Consider the following 17,560-nt stretch of genomic DNA (forward strand, 5'->3'; position numbering starts at 1 on the left):
GTCGTCGTCCCGCTCGATCGTCCTCCCACCTACGAGGACAGGCAACCCAAAGCCGTCTCCGCCCGTTCGGACTGTCCGATCGGAGGGGTCCGCATCTGCGTGCAACGCGGCTGCAACCCCTGCCTTCCTAGTGTCCGCCCTCACGAGCTGGACCCAATGTTGTGGAAGGACGGACATGGCCAAGTACGCCAACCCCGGGCAGCCGGACAGCGTCGTCAGCTTCAAGCCGCGCTACGACCATTTCATCGGCGGCGAGTACGTGGCCCCTGCGAAGGGTCAGTATTTCGAGAACCCGACGCCGATCACGGGGCAGACCTTCACCGAGGTGGCCCGCGGCACGGCTGAGGACGTCGAGAAGGCCCTGGACGCGGCGCACGCCGCCGCCCCGGCGTGGGGGAAGACCTCCGCGGCCGAGCGCGCGAACATCCTCAACAAGATGGCCGACCGGATCGAGGCGAACCTCGAGAAGATCGCCATCGCCGAGTCGTGGGAGAACGGCAAGGCCTGCCGCGAGACGCTGGCCGCCGACATCCCGCTCGCGATCGACCACCTCCGCTACTTCGCCGGCGCCGTGCGCGGCCAGGAGGGTGGCATCTCGGAGATCGACGACAACACGATCGCCTACCACTTCCACGAGCCGCTCGGTGTCGTCGGCCAGATCATCCCGTGGAACTTCCCGATCCTGATGGCGATCTGGAAGCTGGCGCCCGCCCTCGCGGCCGGCAACGCGGTCGTCCTCAAGCCGGCCGAGCAGACCCCGGCGTCGATCCACGTGCTGCTCGAGACGGTCGCCGACCTGCTGCCCCCGGGCGTGGTCAACATCGTCAACGGCTTCGGTGTCGAGGCGGGCAAGCCGCTGGCCTCGTCGAACCGCATCCGCAAGATCGCCTTCACCGGTGAGACCACGACCGGCCGGCTGATCATGCAGTACGCGTCCGAGAACCTGATCCCGGTCACCCTCGAGCTGGGTGGCAAGAGCCCCAACATCTTCTTCGACGACGTCGCCTCGGCCAACGACGCCTTCTACGACAAGGCGCTCGAGGGCTTCGCGATGTTCGCCCTCAACCAGGGCGAGGTGTGCACCTGCCCGTCCCGCGCGCTGATCCAGGGCGGAATCTACGAGGAGTTCCTGCAGCAGGCCGTCAAGCGGACCGAGCAGATCAAGCAGGGGCACCCGCTCGACACCGACACGATGATCGGTGCCCAGGCGTCGAACGACCAGTTCGAGAAGATCCTGAGCTACATCGACATCGGCCGCCAGGAGGGCGCGAAGGTCCTCACCGGTGGCGAGAAGGCCGACCTCGGTGGCGAGCTGTCCGGCGGCTACTACATCCAGCCGACGGTCTTCGAGGGCACCAACACCATGCGGATCTTCCAGGAGGAGATCTTCGGCCCGGTGGTGTCCGTCGCGCGCTTCAGCGACTACGACGAGGCCATCAAGGTCGCCAACGACACCCTGTACGGCCTGGGTGCGGGCGTCTGGTCCCGCAACGGCAACACCGCGTACCGCGCGGGTCGCGACATCCAGGCGGGTCGCGTGTGGGTGAACAACTACCACGCGTACCCGGCGCACGCGGCCTTCGGCGGCTACAAGCAGTCCGGCATCGGGCGCGAGAACCACAAGATGATGCTCGACCACTACCAGCAGACCAAGAACATGCTGGTCAGCTACTCCGAGAACGCCCAGGGCTTCTTCTGATGGGTGATTCCGCCGCCGACGTGGTCGAGGTCGGGGGTTCCGGCACCGAACGGGTCGCACTGACGCCCGCGGCGGCGGAACTCCTCGTCAAGCTCACCGACGTCCACGGTCCATTGATGTTCCACCAGTCCGGCGGGTGCTGCGACGGCAGTGCACCGATGTGCTACCCGGACGGGGACTTCAAGATCGGCGGGCAGGACGTCCACCTGGGCGACCTGCGCGTCGAGGGCCTGGAGAAGCCGGTCGGCTTCTACATGTCGGCCTCGCAGTACGAGTACTGGAAGCACACGCACCTCACCGTCGACGTGGTGAAGGGGCGTGGGAGCGGATTCTCGGTCGAGGCGCCGGAGGGTGTCCGGTTCCTGATCCGCTCCCGCCTGTTCACCGACGAGGAGTACGAGAAGCTCGAGTCCGAGCTCTGACCGGCCGCATCAGGGAGCCGTGACGCCCCGCCCGGACGCAGGCGGGTCCGGCGTCACGGCTCCCTGAAGCCGTCCACGGCCCGGTCCAGGGCCTGCAGGGTCGCCGCCGCCGGGGCGGGGATGCCCACCCCGCGGCCGTGCCGGACCTGCGGCTCGCGGACGTTGATCCTCACCAGTGCGCCCGTCGCCGCGCTCGCCAGCTCGGCCTCGCGGCGCACGGTGGGCACGGCCGTGCCCGCCCCGATCTCGACGACCGCGAGCTCGCGCCGGTGCGCCCTGATCCACTCGTGCAGGTTCTGCAGGACGGGCCCGGAGCGGGCCGGGTCCCACTCCCAGTCGCCGAACATGAGGATGTTCGGCCTGGCCAGGGCCCCGCACGCGGGGCAGCTCGGGAGCGGCTCCCGCGCCCGCATCGTCTCCTCGTCGATCTCGGGGACGGGGCCGGCCGGCCAGATCTCCTGCCCGCAGCCGGCGAGGCACTGCAGGTGGTGGATCGAGCCGTGCACCTCGGCGACGTCGTGGGACGCGGAGAACCCGGCGACCTGGAACTGCCCGTCCACGTTCGAGGTGAACACCCGCACCGGCATCCGGTCCGCCCACCGGCGCAGCACGGCGAACCCGGCGTGCGGCACCGTCCGCCGGTACAGCGCGAGCCGGTGGCCGTAGAAGCCCCAGGCCAGCGCCGGGTCGTCGGCGAAGTGGACCGGGTCGGCCAGCTCCTCGAACCGCAGGCCCAGGCGCGCGTACGGCGGGTACGCCCGCCAGAAGCCCTCGGTGCCGCGGAAGTCCGGCAGCCCGGAGTCGACGCCCATACCGGCGCCCGCGCAGACGAGCCGGGCGCCGGCGCCGCGGAGCAGCTGCGCGGCCTCCTCCACTGGGCTCAGCACCGGGCGTTCGCTCTGCGGGCTGCGCTCAGAGATCGACGACCTCGAACTCGAGCAGGTCCGCGCCGCTGGCGACCGGCTTGCCACCCGCATCGGGGGCACGCTGCCCGGCGTGCGCCTCGACGGCCGGGCCGGTGCGCCACGCCTCGAACGCCTCGTCCGACTCCCAGGTGGTGACGACGAAGTAGCGGTCGTCCCCCTTCACCGGGCGGAGCAGCTGGAAGCCGAGGAAACCCGGCTGGTTGTCCACCGCGTGCTTGCGGTTGGCGAAGCGCTTCTCGAGCTCGGGGCCCGCGTTCTCGGGCACGTGGATTGCGTTGATCTTCACTACGGCCATGCGCCCACGTTAGCCTCACCGGCGATGCCGGGGCGGCGACCGGTGCGGACGTCCGACGGGACTTCCGCGTGGTCGTCGAGTTCGGGGGTGTGGGTCCGCCCGTCCTGCTGCTGCACGGGCCGAGGGGCGGGCCACGACCTGGTGGCCCGTGCCCGCCGGCCGGACGCGCGAGGCCCGGTGGACCGACCTCGACGCCGTCCGCTGTCCCGCGCTGCCGGCCGGAGTCCGAAGAGTCCGTCGCCCGCCGGGGCAGGCGGCGACGATGGCGGAGCGGCTCGGGGCCGGGGTTGGGTGCCGCCCGGAACGGGACATCTGGTGCGCGCCGACGAGAAGGAGTTCCTCGCCGTCGTCGACCCCTTTCTCGCCCGATGTCGGTGACGCCCGGATCGGCTGCCACACAGCGTTTTCGGCCGGTCTCGTCCCGTCGCCCGTTCCGCACCTTGCTCCGAACGGCGGTTCCTGAATTACGTACCTGCGGGTCACGGCCATTTTGATCATTGTTTCCGCAGCTCACACAGATTGTGGTCGCCGAATGTGACCTCGGTGTACCGCATCGTCACCGGCTTGCTGAGACACACTCAGAAATGGCCTTGTGGCCCGAGTCGGCGCTGTGCAAGCCTCTGCCCACTCCATTCGGGAGCCGCGAATCCGCCGGGGCGCAGGCGAATTCCGGGTACAACGTCGAGAGCTGCGCGCCGCCGGCCAACCCGCCGACGCGGGGTCCCGGGTCGCCGAGCCGGGACACCGGTGGGGGACGCGCCCGAGGTGTGGGGATGTACCAGGAGCGGAGAAGCGTCCTGGCCGCGGACGACCCGCCCGCGGCGGAACCGGACCGGGCCGGGGGGCCCGGGGACCGGATCGACGAGCTGGTCGCGCCGGCCCGGCGGGGGGACGAGCGCGCGCTGACGGAGCTGCTCGAGCTGGTGCGGCCGCTCGTGCTGCGCTACTGCGAGAACCGGCTGCACGGATCGGCCGTGTCGGCCGAGGACGTCACGCAGGAGGTCTGCATCGCCCTCCTGCGGTCGTTGCCCACCTACCGCGACCGCGGACGGCCCTTCCTCGCGTTCGTGCACACGGTGGCGAGCCACCGGATCGCGAGCGCGTGCACCACGGCGGTCCGCACGCACGAGCGGGCGGTGGCCGACCCGCCGGAACCGGGTGGCGGCTGCGAACGCCGCGACCAGCCGGAGCTCAACGCCCTCGACCGCGCGGCCGCCGCCGAGGTCGACCGGCTGTTGCGCCGGTTGCCCGGCCGGGCACGGGAGATCCTGCTCATGCGGGTGGTGTGGGGGCTGTCGGTGCGCGAGACGGCCGAACACCTGGCGCTGAAACCGGAGTCGGTACGGCTGCACCAGCACCGCGCCCTCCAGGCGCTGCGCCGGATGCTCGCGGGCTCGACCTGGCAGCTCCGGCCGGAAGCGGGCTGATCCGGCCCATGACCCCCGACGGCAACGGCACGCCTGCCGGCCGCCGGCCCCTCGACGAGGAGCCCGCGGCGGGCGGGTGCTGCCCGCGTGCCCCGGACCCGGTCGACCTCTCCGCCATCCTCGCCGACGACGCCCTGCTCGACGCCCTGGGCCGGCACGCCCTTCCCGAGGACCGGATCCGCGAGTGCTACGGCTCGGACCCGGTCCTGGACCTGCTGCTGGAGTGGCGCGGTGTGCGGCGCGGCGACGCGGCGCCGCCCGAGGAGGAAGCGCCCGCCGCCGAACCGCCCCTCGCCCCGGCGCGACCGCCGGCCGAGGAGGCCCGCCGCGCGCGCCGGCTCCCGATGGCCGCCGCCGCGGCGCTCGTGGTCGGCTGCCTGCTCGGCGCGGGGCTGGGCCAGGGGCCCGGGACGCTCGCCGTCGGGTCGGCGGACGCCGCCCGCATGGTCGACGCGCGGCTCGACCGGGCCGCGGCCGAGCTGGCGATCGGGGACCGCGACGGCGCCCGCGTCCAGCTCGCGGGTGCGCGGCGGATGCTGCTCGGGGTCCGTACCGAGGACGGCCGCGACGCCCTGAGCGCCCGACACGAGTCCCTGGCCCGCGCGGCCACCGGACCGAACACCGCCCAGCCGGATCCGGTCGCTCCGGACCGGTCGGCGCCCCCCGCCACCCACGCGCAGGACGACGCCCCGCCCCCGAGGACAGCCGGTCGTTCGACGCCCACCTCCGTGAACCCGCAGCCGAGCCCTGCTCCCCTCCAGGGCCGGTCGCAGCCGGACCCTGCTCCGGCCCAGGGGATGCCGGAGCAGTCCGGCGACGCCAACCGGCAGCACTCGGCGGCCCCGGGTGGGCGCCCGGTGACGTACAGCGGCGCCCGGCAGCGCCCCGACCACACCGACTCGAACCGCGCCGACTCGAACCGCGCCGACTCGAACCGCGCCGACTCGAACCGCGCCGACTCGAACCGCGCCGCGACCGGCCCCGCTCCGCAGCCGGAGGCCCGCCAGACGGGCCGGGCTCCGCGGACGCACGACGAGGCTCCGCAGGCACACGACGCGACTCGCGGGGCCTCGACCGACGCACCGGGCCCGGCACGACGGGCGCGACGCGACCACGGCCGGTCCGCAGACGCGTCCCGAGGCCCGCGACACCACGGCGACCGCCCCGCAGGCCTCTCCCGACGTCCGCGACCGGTCCGGGGACGGGACGAGGACCCGCGCGTCTGCCTCGGACGCCCGTTCGGACCAGCCCGGCGGCACCGCCCGCGACGAGCACGGGTCGCTCCCGTCCGGCGGTCGGTCCGGGGAGTCCGACCGGGCGCGTGGGGACGACTCCTGGTCGGGGCGGCACGACGACCGCTCCGGAGAGTCCCGTTCCCGGTCGTCCGCGCACCGGACGCCGTCGACCGAGCGCGACGCCGTGGACCGGAGCGCTACCGACTCCTCGTCGCGCCGCGGCGAGGACCGGGTGAGCGACCGGCACGACGACCGCTCCTCGTGGCGCTCCGACGAGCAGCGCCGGGGCCCCGACGCCACCCGCGGCCGCGACGCCGGACGGACCGCGGCGGCGGACGGTCGTTCCGACGCGGGCCGCGGTGTCTCGACGCAGCAGGAGCGGCGGGCCGGCGGGGCTCGCGACCGGGCCTCGTGGTCGAACGGGTCGCGGCACCGCGACGACGGGGGGCGGGAACGGGCCGCCCGGAGCGCCCCCGGCCGGCAGTCCGACGTCCGTTCCGGCTCGGACCGTCGCTCCGGCCCGGACTCCGGGTCCCGTTCGGACGGTCGATCCGGTTCGGACGCCCGGTCCCGGGTTGACCGCTCCGGTTCGGACACGCGCTCCGAATCCGGGAACGGCTCGGGGAACCGCTCCGAGAGCCGCTCCGGCACGAGCTCCCACGGCAGCACCCGGTCCGACTCCGGTGGCCGGGAGCAGCGTGGCGGCTCCGGTGGCCGCGAGCAGCACGGCGACTCCGGACGGGGGCGCAGCAGCTCGGGCGACTCGGGCAGCGAGGGCTCCGGTGACTCCGCCGGCGCCCAGGAGGAGCCCGCCGGCGACGCGGTCACCGACGACGGCGGGCCCGATGTCACGGACCCGGCCGCCGGGCCCGGCCGCCGCGGGGACGAGGGGTCCCGCGACGGCACGGACCCGGCGACGGGGTGGCGGCAGGCCTGACCCCCGAACCTCCGCTGCTCCTTCCGGGTGAGAAGGAGCGATGCCTGCAACGGGCGACCGGTGGGCCCGGCTGTTTCTCGGTCCTCTCGTCCGAGGGGACACCATCCGAAGTGGAGCCGGGCACACGTCCGAGAAGGACGGCTCCACAGCAGGGGGAGGAATACGACCATGGGTGATTGGGGCGGCCACGACTGGGGTGGCTGGGGAGACGACGACGACTCCGGCCACTGGGGCCACTGGGGCAACGACGACGACGATTGGGGCGGCTGGGGCCACGACTGGGGTGGCTGCGACTGACCGTGAGTGAGTGATCCGACGGCGGCGGTCCCGTTCCGCGGGGCCGCCGCCTTCTCGCCCCAGGAGGTGGCCGGGTGCGCGACGTGCTGCGGTCGCTGGTGAGGCCCACCCCGTCCGAGGAGGCCGGGTTGGTCGACGCCGCGCCCGCGGTCGCCGTGCGCGAGATCTTCCGCCGGTTCGGTCCGGACGCGCGCCCCTTCCGGCGCCGGATGGCGGTCGTGCTCGTGCTCGTGGTCGTGACCCCGTTCCTCGACGCCGCCGTCGTCTGGCTGTTCAAGCTGCTGATCGACGACGTCCTCGCCCCACGGAACTTCGCCGCCTTCCCCCCGCTCGCGGCGTACTACCTGGGCCTCACGATCGCGATCGGCCTCCTCGGCGTCTTCACGACCTACCTCACCGCCTGGATCGGCGAGCACTTCCTGCACCGTTTGCGCGTGCGCGTCTTCAGCCACGTGCAGACGCTCTCGCTCGGCTTCTTCGACCGGCGCCGGCTCGGCGACACCCTCAGCCGGCTGACCGGTGACCTGTCGCAGATCGAGAGCCTCGTGCTCTCCGGCGTCACGCGGGTGGCGTCCTCGCTCGTGACCATCGCGGTGTTCAGCGCCGTGCTGTTCTACCTGAACTGGCAGCTGGCGCTGGTCGCGCTCGCCGCGGTCCCGCTGTTCGGCCTGGTGGCGAAGTGGTACTCGGCGCGGATCCGGCACGCCTCCCGGCAGGTGCGCCAGTGGTCGGGCGGCATCAGCGCCGTCACCGAGGAGAGCCTCGGCAACGCGATGCTGATCCAGGCGTACGGCGGCGAGCGGACCGAGGTGCGGCGCTTCGCCCGGCAGAGCAAGGGGGCCATCGAGGCGGTCCTGCGCATGACCCGGCTGCGCGCGATGTACTCGCCGTCGGTGCGGACCGTCGAGGTGGTCGGCGTGATGGCGATCATGGGCGTCGGCATCTGGCAGCTGAGCGCGAACCACCTCACCCTCGGTGGCCTGCTCGCGTTCCTGGTCTACCTCTCGCAGCTGTTCTCCCCGGTGCGCGGCCTGAGCGGCTACTCGAACTCGGTGTACTCGGCCGCCGCCGCCGCCGAGCGGATCATCGAGCTGCTCGACCAGCGGACGTCCGTGCCGGCCCCGGAGCACCCCGTGCGGCTGGCGCGCCCCGGGCCCGGCCCCACCCCGGTCCGCCGGGTGCGTGGCGAGCTGCGGCTGGAGGAGGTCGGCTTCCGCTACCCGGAGAAGACCGTCGACGTGCTCGACGACGTGTCCGTCACGGTCCCGGTCGGCGGCACCACGGCCCTCGTCGGCGCCAGCGGGGCCGGCAAGACCACCATGGTCAAGCTGCTGCTGCGCTTCTACGACCCGACCCGGGGCCGGATCCTGCTCGACGACCGCGACCTGCGCGACCTCGATCCGTCGGACCTGCGCGCGAACATCGCCGTGGTGCTCCAGGAGACCCTGCTGCTCGACGGCACGATCGCCGAGAACATCCTGGCCGGCCGGCCCGACGCGAGCCGGGAGGACCTGGTGCGCGCGGCGCGGGCCGCCGACGTCGACGACTTCGTCGACGCCCTGCCCGAGGGCTTCGAGACCCGCGTCGGGCAGCGGGGCCGCCTGCTCTCCGGCGGCCAGCGGCAGCGGATCGCCGTGGCCCGCGCGATGATCCGCGACGCGCCCGTCCTGCTCCTCGACGAGCCGACGACCAGCCTCGACGCCGAGTCCGCCGAGCGGGTGCTCGGCCCGATGCGCCGGTTGATGGCCGGCCGCACCACGATCGTCATCTCGCACAACCTGCTCACGGTCACCGACGCCGACCAGATCCTCTACCTCGAGGGCGGCCGGGTGACCGAGGCCGGCACCCACGCTGAGCTGCTCGCCCGGGACCGGCGCTACGCCCAGCTGTACCGGCTGCACCACGACTCCGCACCGGTTCCCCTCGACCTCGCGGCCCGCCGGGCCGGCAGCGGGGTCCGCGACAGGAAGGCGGCACGATGAGGATCGTCTGTGTCGGCGGGGGCCCCGCCGCCCTGTACTTCGCCATCTCGGCCAAGCGGCGCGACGCCGGCCACGAGATCACCGTGCTGGAGAAGGACCCGCGCGGGGCGACGTACGGCTGGGGTGTCGTCTGTCACGACGCGCTGCTCGACCGCCTCTACCGCAACGACCGCGAGTCCGCCCGGGCGATCACGGCGCGGTCCCACCTCTGGCAGGAACAGGAGGTGCACCTGCGGGGCGGGGAGGTCGGGTACCTGCCCGGGTACGGCTTCAGCGTCCCGCGGGCGGGGTTGCTGGACGTGCTCGCCAACCGCGCGACCGACCTCGGCGTCGAGGTCCGCTACGAGGCCCCGGTCCCGGACGCCGCGCTGGCCGACGGCACGTTCGACGCCGGCGAGCTGGCCGCTGATCTCGTCGTCGTGGCCGACGGGGCGCGCAGCCGGCTGCGCGACCACGTGGCCGACGACTACGGCACGACCCTGCGGACCGGACGCAACCCCTACATCTGGCTCGGCACCCGCAAGGTCTTCGCCAGCTTCACCTTCGCCTTCGAGGAGACCCACGCCGGCTGGGTCTGGTGCTACGGCTACCCGACCTCCGCGGGGGTGAGCACCTTCATCGTCGAGTGCTCGCCGGAGACCTTCGCCGGCCTCGGCCTCGACACCCTGCCGCACGAGGACGGCATCGAGATGCTGCAGAAGATCTTCGCGCACACGCTCGACGGGCAGGCGCTGATCAGCAGCTCCCGCGGCCGGCCCTCCCCGTGGCTGCGGTTCCTCGAGGTGCGCAACGAGACCTGGCGGCACGCCAACACGGTCCTGCTCGGCGACGCCGCGCACACGACCCACTACACGATGGGCCAGGGCACCCGGTTCGCGATGATGGACGCGGTCATGCTGGCGCAGGCCCTGCAGGAGCAGCCGTCGCTCTCGGCGGCGCTCGGCACGTTCGACCGCAAGGGCCGCGAGGCCCTGCGCACCGCCCAGGCCCTGGCCCGGACCGGGTCCGCCTGGTTCGAGAGCGTCGACCGCTACCTGGACCGCGACGCCGTGGAGTTCGCCTACGCCCTGTCCTACCGGTCGGGGATGCAGCCGCCCTGGCGCTACCAGTGGCACATCGCCACCCAGTTCAGGCCGGTGCGCAAGGGGCGCAGGCTGGTGCACAGCGGGCGCCGCTGGTGGCGGGCCCGCAAGCGGGGCGAGCAGGCCTTCGTGCCGCGCGGGCTGCTGCGCGCGAGCTGAGCGCGCTCGGGCGGGGCCGCCCGACCGGGCCCGCTCAGCTCAGGCGAACAGCGGCTCGCTCGACCCGTCCCGGGTGTCCGCGATCTCCACGCCCTCGATCGACGCCCGGACCGGGCGGACGGGGTGCAGGAGCGTGAACGCGTCGGCCGGCCGCTCGTGCGCCAGCACGACGTGCGGGAGCCACGCCCCGGGCAGGTAGGAGCCGAAGGGCGAGCGGACCTTGCCCGCCAGCGCGTCGTGCACCGCGCTGTGCACGGCGAGCAGCTCGGTGTCGACGATCGCGGAGAGCACCAGGTCGTCGTCGTGGCCTGCGACCGAGCCGAGCGTCGGCAGCCACAGCGAGGGCAGGCTGAGCCCGCGCAGCGCCTCGGTGAGCTCGACGCGCGCGGCGGCGGGGATCTGCGCGGCGGCCGCGAAGGTGACGGTCGGGACCTCGTGCGGAACGCGCAGGCCCTCGGCGGCGAGCCGGGCGCGGAGCTCCACCACACGCTCCTCGGCGGCCATGTCGAGCCGGAAGCGGACGATCTGCGCCATCGAGCTCCTCGTACCCAGTGACCTTCGGGCGGTCAGTCTGTCGTATGCGCGGCCGTGCCGCCCAGCGCGAAGCGGCCGTCCGGGGTCTGTTCCGCCAGGCCGTCCACCAGCAGGGAGTCCAGACAGCGGTCCCGCTGCGCCCCGTCGGACCACGCGGCGTCGAGCGCGGTCTTGGCCACCGGGTGCTCGGCGCCGCGCAGTACGTCCAACAGCCTGCCCCGCACCTGGCGGTCCGTCCCCGCGTAACCCTGGACCGGACGGCGGGGCCCGGTGTAGTCCGGTCGCCCGGCCGTGACCCAGGCGCACCCGTCCTGGACCGGGCACACCGCGCACCGCGGGGACCGGGCCGTGCACACCACGGCCCCGAGCTCCATCAGGGCGGCGGAGACGACGGCGGCCTCCGCGTGGTCCGCGGGCAGGAGGGCGTCGACGTCGGCCAGGTCGGTCTTCACGCGTGCGGGGCCGGCGTCGCCCGCGCCGTGGACCGCCCGCGCGACCACCCGCCGGACGTTGGTGTCGACGACCGGAGCGCGCAGCCCGTAGCCGAAGGCGGCGACGGCCCGGGCGGTGTAGCTGCCGACGCCCGGCAGTGCCTCCAGCGCCACGACGTCCGAGGGCACCTGGTCGCCGTGCTCGTCCGCGATGGCCTGGGCCGCGGCGTGCAGCCGCATCGCCCGGCGCGGGTATCCCAGCTTCCCCCAGGCGCGGACGACCTCGGCGCGGGACTCGACGGCCAGCGCCGAGGGCACCGGCCACTGCTCCATCCACCGCAGCCACACGGGCTCGACGCGCGACACGGGCGTCTGCTGCAGCATGAACTCGCTGACCAGCACGCCCCAGGGCGTGGTCCCCGGCCGCCGCCAGGGCAGATCGCGGGCGTGCGCCCGGAACCACTCCGCCGTGCGTGCGCCGAGCCAGGAGGCGGGGCGGGGCAGCACGGAGGTCACGCCGCGATCGTCGCACCGCCGGTCCGCGGGCCGCGCGACCGGGTGGGTGATCGCCCGATACGGTCCCCCACACCGGTGGATCGGGCGCGCCGCGCCGCGCGAGGTCCTGCGACGTGTAGTAATCACGGATCTACTCTGCGTGACATGTGGGAGCCGGTCGGACCGCTGCCCGCGCACGTCTACTGGAAACGGCGCTGGCTGGCGCTGCTGTCCGTCATCGGCTTCTTCGTCGTCGTCGGGTTCTCCGTCGCCGCGCTCACCCGCCCCACCTACGAGGCCGGCCCGATCGACGAGGCCACGAACCGCGCGGCCAACAGCTCCGCCCTGCCGCCCGGGTCGGCGTCCGGCTCCGGCTCCGCCGGGTCCGCTTCGGCGTCGGCCGCGGCGCCGTGGACCGGCGCCTCTCTCGACCCGACGACCGGCACCCCGTCGGCCGTGCCCGGCACCTCCACCGACGCGCCGCTGTCGGCCACGGGAGTGCCGCTGGGGACGTCCGCCCCCGGCACGACGACCTCGGACGGCAGCCACGCCGGCGCGCTCGTCGAGGGCGCACCGGCGAGCACCACCGACGAGTCGAAGCGTCCCGACGACACCCCGCGTGCCTCGGTGCCCGTACCGCCGACCGAGCCCGCGCCGCCGACCGGCCCGCCGCCCTGCACGAACGACATGATCGCGGTCGGCGCGGAGATCGACGCGCCGCAGCACAGGGTCGGCGACCGGCCGGAGCTGCGACTCACCGTGGTCAACGTCAGCAACCAGGCCTGCGTGCGCGACCTGGACGGCGCACTGCAGGAGATCGTGGTCTGGGACCGCCCGATCAGGACCCGGCTGTGGTCGAGCAACGACTGCGTGAACCCGTCCACACAGGACCTGCGCACGCTGGTGCCCGGTCAGCCGGTGGCCTTCGAGGTGACGTGGTCGGGGCTGTCGTCGAACCCCGGCTGCACCGCCGCGCGCACCCGGCTGCCCGCCGGTGACTACACCCTGCTGACCCGGGTCGCCGACAAGATCAGCGGCCCGACGTACTTCACGCTGACGCCCGCCTGATCCGCGCCAGCACCTGGGACACGTCCGAGACCTCGGTGACCTTCATCCCGGTCCCGGTGCCCGCGTCGCTGTCCGGCGGCACCAGCGCGTGCGTGAAGCCGAGCCGGGCGGCCTCGGCCAGCCGCCGGCGCACCCCGGAGACCCGGCGCACCTCGCCGGCGAGCCCCAGCTCACCGAGGACCACGAGGTCCGGCGGGAGGGCGACGTCGTTCTTCGCGGAGGCCACGGCCATCGCCAGGGCCAGGTCCGCGGCCGGCTCGGTGACCTTCATCCCGCCGACCGTGGCCGTGTAGACCTCGGAGTCCTGCAGCCGCACCCGGCCGCGGCGCTCCAGGATCGCCAGCAGCATGGCCACCCGCGAGCTGTCCAGCCCGCTCACGGCCCGCCGCGGCGTGGGCATCGACGAGGAGGCGACGAGCGCCTGGACCTCGGCCAGCAGGGGGCGCCGCCCGTCCATGACGACGGTGACCGCGGTGCCCGGCACGACCGACGCCCGGGTGGCCCCGAACCGGGCGAGGAACAGCCCGGAGGGGTCCGGCAGGCCGACGATGCCCTCGTCCCGCAGCTCGAAGCAGCCGACCTCGTCCGCCGGCCCGAAGCGGTTCTTCACGCCGCGGACCATCCGCAGGGTGGAGTGCTTGTCGCCCTCGAACGCCAGCACCACGTCGACGAGGTGCTCGAGCACCCGCGGCCCGGCGATGTTGCCGTCCTTCGTCACGTGCCCGACGAGCAGCACGGGCAGCCCGCGCTCCTTCGCCAGGGCGGTGAGCGCCACGGTGACCGCCCGGGTCTGCGTGACGCCGCCGGGCGAGCCGTCGACCTCCGGCGAGGTCATGGTCTGCACCGAGTCGACGATCAGCAGGTCGGGCCGCAGCGCGTCGACGTGCCCGAGGATCGACGAGAGGTCGGACTCCGCGGCCAGGAACAGCCGGTCGTGCAGGGCGCCGGTGCGCTCGGCGCGCAGCCGGACCTGGCCCGCGGACTCCTCGCCGGTGACGTAGAGGACCGAGCCGCCGCCCAGGGAGGCCGCGGCCTTCGCCGCCACCTCCAGCAGGAGCGTGGACTTGCCCACACCGGGCTCACCGGCGAGCAGGACCACCGCGCCGGGGACCAGCCCGCCGCCCAGCACGCGGTCCAGCTCGTCGACCCCGGAGGGCCGGGCCCGGGCGGAGTCGAGGGCGACCTCGGCGATCGGGCGGGCCGGGGTGCTCGGCGCCCCCGCCGCGACCCGGCGCAGCCCGCCCCCGGCGGTGGCCGCACGGACGGGCTCGGCCTGCTCGGTCAGCGTGCCCCAGGCCTGGCAGCCGGGGCAGCGCCCGACCCACTGCGCGGCGCGGTGACCGCACTCGCTGCAGACGTAGGAGCTACGGGCGGCGCGCGTCCTCGTGGTCATGGCCGGTCGGCCCCGGTCGACGCGCCGGGCTGGCCCGGGCTCAGTGGCCGCCCTCGGCGGCGCCCTCGGCCGGAGCCTCGTCCTGGCGCGGCGTGGTCGGGTTCGCCACCGGCAGGTCGACGGTCAGCGGGCCGGCCTTCTCGAAGACGAGCGTGAGCGGGTAAGTGCGGCCGGCCACGATGTCGTCCCGCAGGCCGGCGATCTCCACGGTGACCCGCTTGGCGCCCGGGATGGCGGCGACGTCGCCCTCCTCGCCCGAGACGAGCGGCAGCTGCGGGGCGAGGGTCTGCTCGCCGGTGACGACGACCTGGGTGCCGGCCGCGCTGGAGGCCGAGACGAGCCGGTCGGCCGCGCCGCCGTCGTTCACGATCACCATCTCGACGAGGGCCTGGCCGCCCTTCCGGTAGACCGCCCCGGTCGGCGCGAGGCCGGTCGGCCAGGCGATCTCGGCGTTGCGCACGGCCACGTCGCCCACCACGCCGCCGGTCCCGCCGACCGCCGCGACCTGCTCGGAGGTCTGCGCGAGCTGGCCCGCACCGCAGCCGGACAGCAGAAGGGCGCCCAGGGCGGCCGTGCCGGCGGCCAGGACCTTCCACGCGCCCGGGCGCGTGGCGGAGCGTCGGGGGGAGGTCGCGCGGCTCACGGTTCGGGTGTCCTTCCTGACGGCCGGTCGTGCGGGTGCAGCCTAGTCGCCGGGTCCGACAGTCCCTGCACTCGGCTCTCGTGGCGTGCTCCCGTGCACCCCCGCGTACCCGCGTCTGCACGTTTTACGCCCGTTGTCAACCCCGTGACCTGCGACGATGGGCCCTCCCGTCGCAACGGGGACGGGTCGGGCGTGTTAACCTGGGTGCAGCGAAAGGGGCCAGAGGACACATGGTTTTCAAGGTCGGAGAGACCGTCGTCTACCCGCACCACGGTGCCGCTCTCATCGAGGCGATCGAGACCAGGACGATCAAGGGCGAGGAGCGCAAGTACCTCGTCCTGAAGGTCGCCCAGGGAGATCTGACGGTTCGCGTTCCCGCCGAGAACGCAGAGGTCGTGGGCGTTCGCGATGTCGTGGGCCAGGAGGGTCTGGACCGGGTGTTCGAGGTGCTGCGCACCCCGCACACCGAGGAGCCCACCAACTGGTCGCGCCGGTACAAGGCGAACCTGGAGAAGCTCGCGTCGGGCGACGTGAACAAGGTGGCCGAGGTCGTCCGCGACCTCTGGCGCCGGGAGAAGGACCGCGGGCTCTCCGCGGGCGAGAAGCGGATGCTGGCGAAGGCCCGGCAGATCCTGGTCAGCGAGCTCGCGCTGGCCGAGGGCACGGACGAGGAGCGGGCCGAGGCCCTGCTCGACGAGGTGCTGGCCACCACCAACGCCTGACCCGCCCCGCGATCGGCACGGTACGGCCCCATGCTGCCCACGGCCCGGCCGGTGCACGCGTCGCCGCGGAGCATGCGGTGAGCGTCGCGGCGGTCGTGCCCGCGGCCGGCACGGGCACCCGCCTGGGCGCGGGTGTGCCCAAGGCCTTCGTGCCGCTGGCCGGCGTGCCGATCGTGGTCCGGGCCGTCGACGGGCTGCTGGCGTCCGGCGCGGTCGACGAGGTGCTCGTCGCCGTGCCGGCCGAACTGGTCGACCACGCGCGGGCGCTGCTCGCCGGCCGCCCCGTCACCGTCCTGGTGGGGGGCGGCGAACGCACGGCATCGGTGCGCCTCGCGCTCGACGTCCTGTCCGGTCCCCACGGCGGTGAACGACGGGGAGGACCCGCAGGTGACGGGCCGCCCGAGGTCGTGCTGGTGCACGACGCCGCCCGCCCGCTGACGCCGCCCGCGCTGGTCGCCGCGGTGGTGGCGGAGGTGCGGGCCGGTCACCCCGCGGTCGTACCCGCTCTCCCGCTGGCCGACACGGTGAAGCGGGTGGGTCCCGCCGCCGCGGTCGAGGCCACCGTCGACCGGTCCGAGCTGCGTGCCGCCCAGACCCCGCAGGGCTTCGCCTGGGAGACGCTGCGCGCGGCCTACGCGGAGTCCGGTGTGGACGCGGTCGCCACGGACGACGCCGGCCTGGTCGAGCGGGTCGGCGAGCGGGTCGTCACCGTGCCCGGCGACCCCGCCGCGTTCAAGGTGACCACGCCCTGGGACCTGCGGATCGCGGAACTGCTGCTGGAGGAGAAGGCGTGAGAACCGGGATCGGCACGGACGTGCACCCCGTCGAGCCCGGCCGGCCCTGCTGGGTCGCCGGGCTGTGGTGGGAGGGCGTCGACGGCTGCGCCGGCCACTCGGACGGCGACGTCGCCTGCCACGCCCTCTGCGATGCCCTGCTCTCCGCCGCCGGCCTCGGCGACCTCGGCGCGGTGTTCGGCACCGGCCGCCCCGAATGGTCGGGCGCGAGCGGCGTCGCGCTCCTCGCCGAGGTCCACCGGCTGGTCACCGCCGAGGGCTGGCGGGTGGGCAACGCCGCGGTGCAGGTGATCGGCAACCACCCGAAGATCGGCACCCGCCGGGACGAGGCCCAGAAGGTGCTGTCGGAGGTCGTCGGCGGGCCGGTCTCGGTCTCCGGCACCACCACGGACGGGCTCGGGCTGACCGGCCGCGGCGAGGGCATCGCCGCGATCGCGACCGCACTTCTCCTCCCCGCCACCGACTGAGCCGACGGCGCCCCGGCTCACCCGGTCCGAGCCGCAGCGCCGACCGTCGGGGGGAGCTCTCACTCGGCGAACATCGCCTTCGTCCGCTCCTCGACCTCCTCGGGGGTCAGGTCCTCGGTCCGTTGCGCGACCATCCACTGGTGGCCGAACGGGTCGGTGAGCCGGCCGCCGCGCTCGCCGTAGGGCTGGTCGGCGATCGGGAACCGCACGGTCGCCCCGCCCCTCTCCATGGCCGCGCCCACGGCGTCGGCGTCGGCGACGTAGAGGGCGAGGATCGCCGAGCCGCCGCCGTCCGGCGGAGCGGGGTCGTAGTCGTCGCCGTCCTTGACCGCCCACACCACGTCCCCGGCCCGGAGCAGGGCGTGGACGACGTTCCCCTCCGGCGTCGCGTACCGCTCGACGAGCTCCGCGCCGAACGCCTCGCGGTAGAACGCGATCGCCGCGTCGGCGCCCCGGACGGGGAGGCGGGGGTACAGCTGCTCGATGCGTGTCATGCCGCCCAGCGTGCCGGGACGGCCGCCCGGCGTCTTGGAGGAATGTGATGCAGCCCTG

18 protein-coding genes are annotated in these 17,560 nt (G+C 74.2%); 11 read left to right on the forward strand and 7 right to left on the reverse strand.

Annotated elements, in window-relative coordinates:
• Positions 1-175 precede the first annotated feature (175 nt).
• Both exaC and LWC35_RS00495 read left to right on the forward strand, forming a co-directional pair.
• Entirely contained in the window at positions 176-1,699 is a 1,524-nt protein-coding gene (exaC, locus tag LWC35_RS00490) for an acetaldehyde dehydrogenase ExaC (protein ID WP_232867835.1), read from the forward strand.
• Complete coding sequence (locus LWC35_RS00495) at positions 1,699-2,121, forward strand: DUF779 domain-containing protein (protein WP_232867836.1); 423 nt, start codon at positions 1,699-1,701, stop codon at positions 2,119-2,121. The genes exaC and LWC35_RS00495 overlap by 1 nt, the downstream gene beginning before the upstream one ends.
• A 53-nt stretch (positions 2,122-2,174) precedes the next feature.
• Here the strand turns inward: LWC35_RS00495 and LWC35_RS00500 are convergent, their stop codons facing one another.
• Both LWC35_RS00500 and LWC35_RS00505 read right to left on the reverse strand, forming a co-directional pair.
• Complete coding sequence (locus tag LWC35_RS00500; protein WP_232868046.1) at positions 2,175-2,933, reverse strand: SIR2 family NAD-dependent protein deacylase; 759 nt, start codon at positions 2,931-2,933, stop codon at positions 2,175-2,177.
• 100 nt (positions 2,934-3,033) lie between these two features.
• The gene (locus tag LWC35_RS00505; protein WP_232867837.1) at positions 3,034-3,342 is read right to left on the reverse strand and encodes an antibiotic biosynthesis monooxygenase family protein; all 309 of its coding nucleotides are present in this window, start codon (positions 3,340-3,342) and stop codon (positions 3,034-3,036) included.
• A 773-nt stretch (positions 3,343-4,115) separates the two neighbouring features.
• Between LWC35_RS00505 and LWC35_RS00510 the strand changes: the two genes are divergently transcribed.
• The 5 genes from LWC35_RS00510 to LWC35_RS00525 all read left to right on the forward strand — a co-directional run bounded on the left by LWC35_RS00510 (position 4,116) and on the right by LWC35_RS00525 (position 10,461).
• Positions 4,116-4,769 carry a sigma-70 family RNA polymerase sigma factor gene (locus LWC35_RS00510; protein ID WP_232867838.1) on the forward strand — a complete coding sequence of 218 codons (654 nt, stop codon included), beginning with the start codon at positions 4,116-4,118 and terminating at the stop codon, positions 4,767-4,769.
• Between the two features lie 1,467 nt (positions 4,770-6,236).
• The gene (locus LWC35_RS00515; RefSeq protein WP_232867839.1) at positions 6,237-6,941 is read left to right on the forward strand and encodes a hypothetical protein; all 705 of its coding nucleotides are present in this window, start codon (positions 6,237-6,239) and stop codon (positions 6,939-6,941) included.
• A gap of 168 nt (positions 6,942-7,109) precedes the next feature.
• Positions 7,110-7,238, forward strand: a complete 129-nt coding sequence (locus LWC35_RS38820) for a hypothetical protein (RefSeq protein WP_269803351.1) — start codon at positions 7,110-7,112, stop codon at positions 7,236-7,238.
• A 74-nt stretch (positions 7,239-7,312) separates the two neighbouring features.
• The gene (locus LWC35_RS00520) at positions 7,313-9,220 is read left to right on the forward strand and encodes an ABC transporter ATP-binding protein (protein WP_232867840.1); all 1,908 of its coding nucleotides are present in this window, start codon (positions 7,313-7,315) and stop codon (positions 9,218-9,220) included.
• Positions 9,217-10,461 carry an FAD-dependent monooxygenase gene (locus LWC35_RS00525; protein ID WP_232867841.1) on the forward strand — a complete coding sequence of 415 codons (1,245 nt, stop codon included), beginning with the start codon at positions 9,217-9,219 and terminating at the stop codon, positions 10,459-10,461. The genes LWC35_RS00520 and LWC35_RS00525 overlap by 4 nt, the downstream gene beginning before the upstream one ends.
• Before the next feature lie 39 nt (positions 10,462-10,500).
• Here LWC35_RS00525 and LWC35_RS00530 read toward each other — a convergent pair whose 3' ends face one another.
• Positions 10,501-10,995 (reverse strand): 2'-5' RNA ligase family protein, encoded by a 495-nt coding sequence (locus LWC35_RS00530; RefSeq protein WP_232867842.1) that lies wholly within the window; start codon positions 10,993-10,995, stop codon positions 10,501-10,503.
• A gap of 32 nt (positions 10,996-11,027) precedes the next feature.
• Entirely contained in the window at positions 11,028-11,942 is a 915-nt protein-coding gene (locus tag LWC35_RS00535) for an iron-sulfur binding domain-containing protein (protein WP_372462973.1), read from the reverse strand.
• A 144-nt stretch (positions 11,943-12,086) separates the two neighbouring features.
• Between LWC35_RS00535 and LWC35_RS00540 the strand changes: the two genes are divergently transcribed.
• Complete coding sequence (locus LWC35_RS00540) at positions 12,087-12,989, forward strand: hypothetical protein (protein WP_232867843.1); 903 nt, start codon at positions 12,087-12,089, stop codon at positions 12,987-12,989.
• Here the strand turns inward: LWC35_RS00540 and radA are convergent.
• Together radA and LWC35_RS00550 are read right to left on the reverse strand one after the other, a co-directional pair.
• On the reverse strand, positions 12,970-14,382 hold the full coding sequence (radA, locus tag LWC35_RS00545) for a DNA repair protein RadA (protein WP_232867844.1): 1,413 nt from the start codon (positions 14,380-14,382) through the stop codon (positions 12,970-12,972). The two genes, LWC35_RS00540 and radA, sit on opposite strands and share 20 nt — an antisense overlap.
• 40 nt (positions 14,383-14,422) lie before the next feature.
• Positions 14,423-15,025 (reverse strand): copper chaperone PCu(A)C domain-containing protein, encoded by a 603-nt coding sequence (locus LWC35_RS00550; RefSeq protein WP_232867845.1) that lies wholly within the window; start codon positions 15,023-15,025, stop codon positions 14,423-14,425.
• A 230-nt stretch (positions 15,026-15,255) separates the two neighbouring features.
• On the opposite strand from LWC35_RS00550, the gene LWC35_RS00555 reads away from it, so the two are divergent.
• From LWC35_RS00555 to ispF, 3 genes are all read left to right on the forward strand, one after another.
• Positions 15,256-15,747 (forward strand): CarD family transcriptional regulator, encoded by a 492-nt coding sequence (locus tag LWC35_RS00555; RefSeq protein WP_037045267.1) that lies wholly within the window; start codon positions 15,256-15,258, stop codon positions 15,745-15,747.
• Between the two features lie 77 nt (positions 15,748-15,824).
• Positions 15,825-16,541, forward strand: coding sequence for a 2-C-methyl-D-erythritol 4-phosphate cytidylyltransferase (ispD, locus tag LWC35_RS00560; protein WP_232867846.1), 717 nt, complete (start codon positions 15,825-15,827; stop codon positions 16,539-16,541).
• Positions 16,538-17,008 carry a 2-C-methyl-D-erythritol 2,4-cyclodiphosphate synthase gene (gene ispF / locus LWC35_RS00565; protein ID WP_232867847.1) on the forward strand — a complete coding sequence of 157 codons (471 nt, stop codon included), beginning with the start codon at positions 16,538-16,540 and terminating at the stop codon, positions 17,006-17,008. The genes ispD and ispF overlap by 4 nt, the downstream gene beginning before the upstream one ends.
• A gap of 59 nt (positions 17,009-17,067) precedes the next feature.
• Here ispF and LWC35_RS00570 read toward each other — a convergent pair whose 3' ends face one another.
• Positions 17,068-17,502: a VOC family protein gene (locus LWC35_RS00570; RefSeq protein ID WP_232867848.1), complete on the reverse strand. Its 435-nt coding sequence runs from the start codon at positions 17,500-17,502 to the stop codon at positions 17,068-17,070.
• Positions 17,503-17,560: the final 58 nt, after the last annotated feature.

It is taken from the genome of Pseudonocardia kujensis, assembly GCF_021283305.1.
GTDB lineage: Bacteria > Actinomycetota > Actinomycetes > Mycobacteriales > Pseudonocardiaceae > Pseudonocardia > Pseudonocardia kujensis.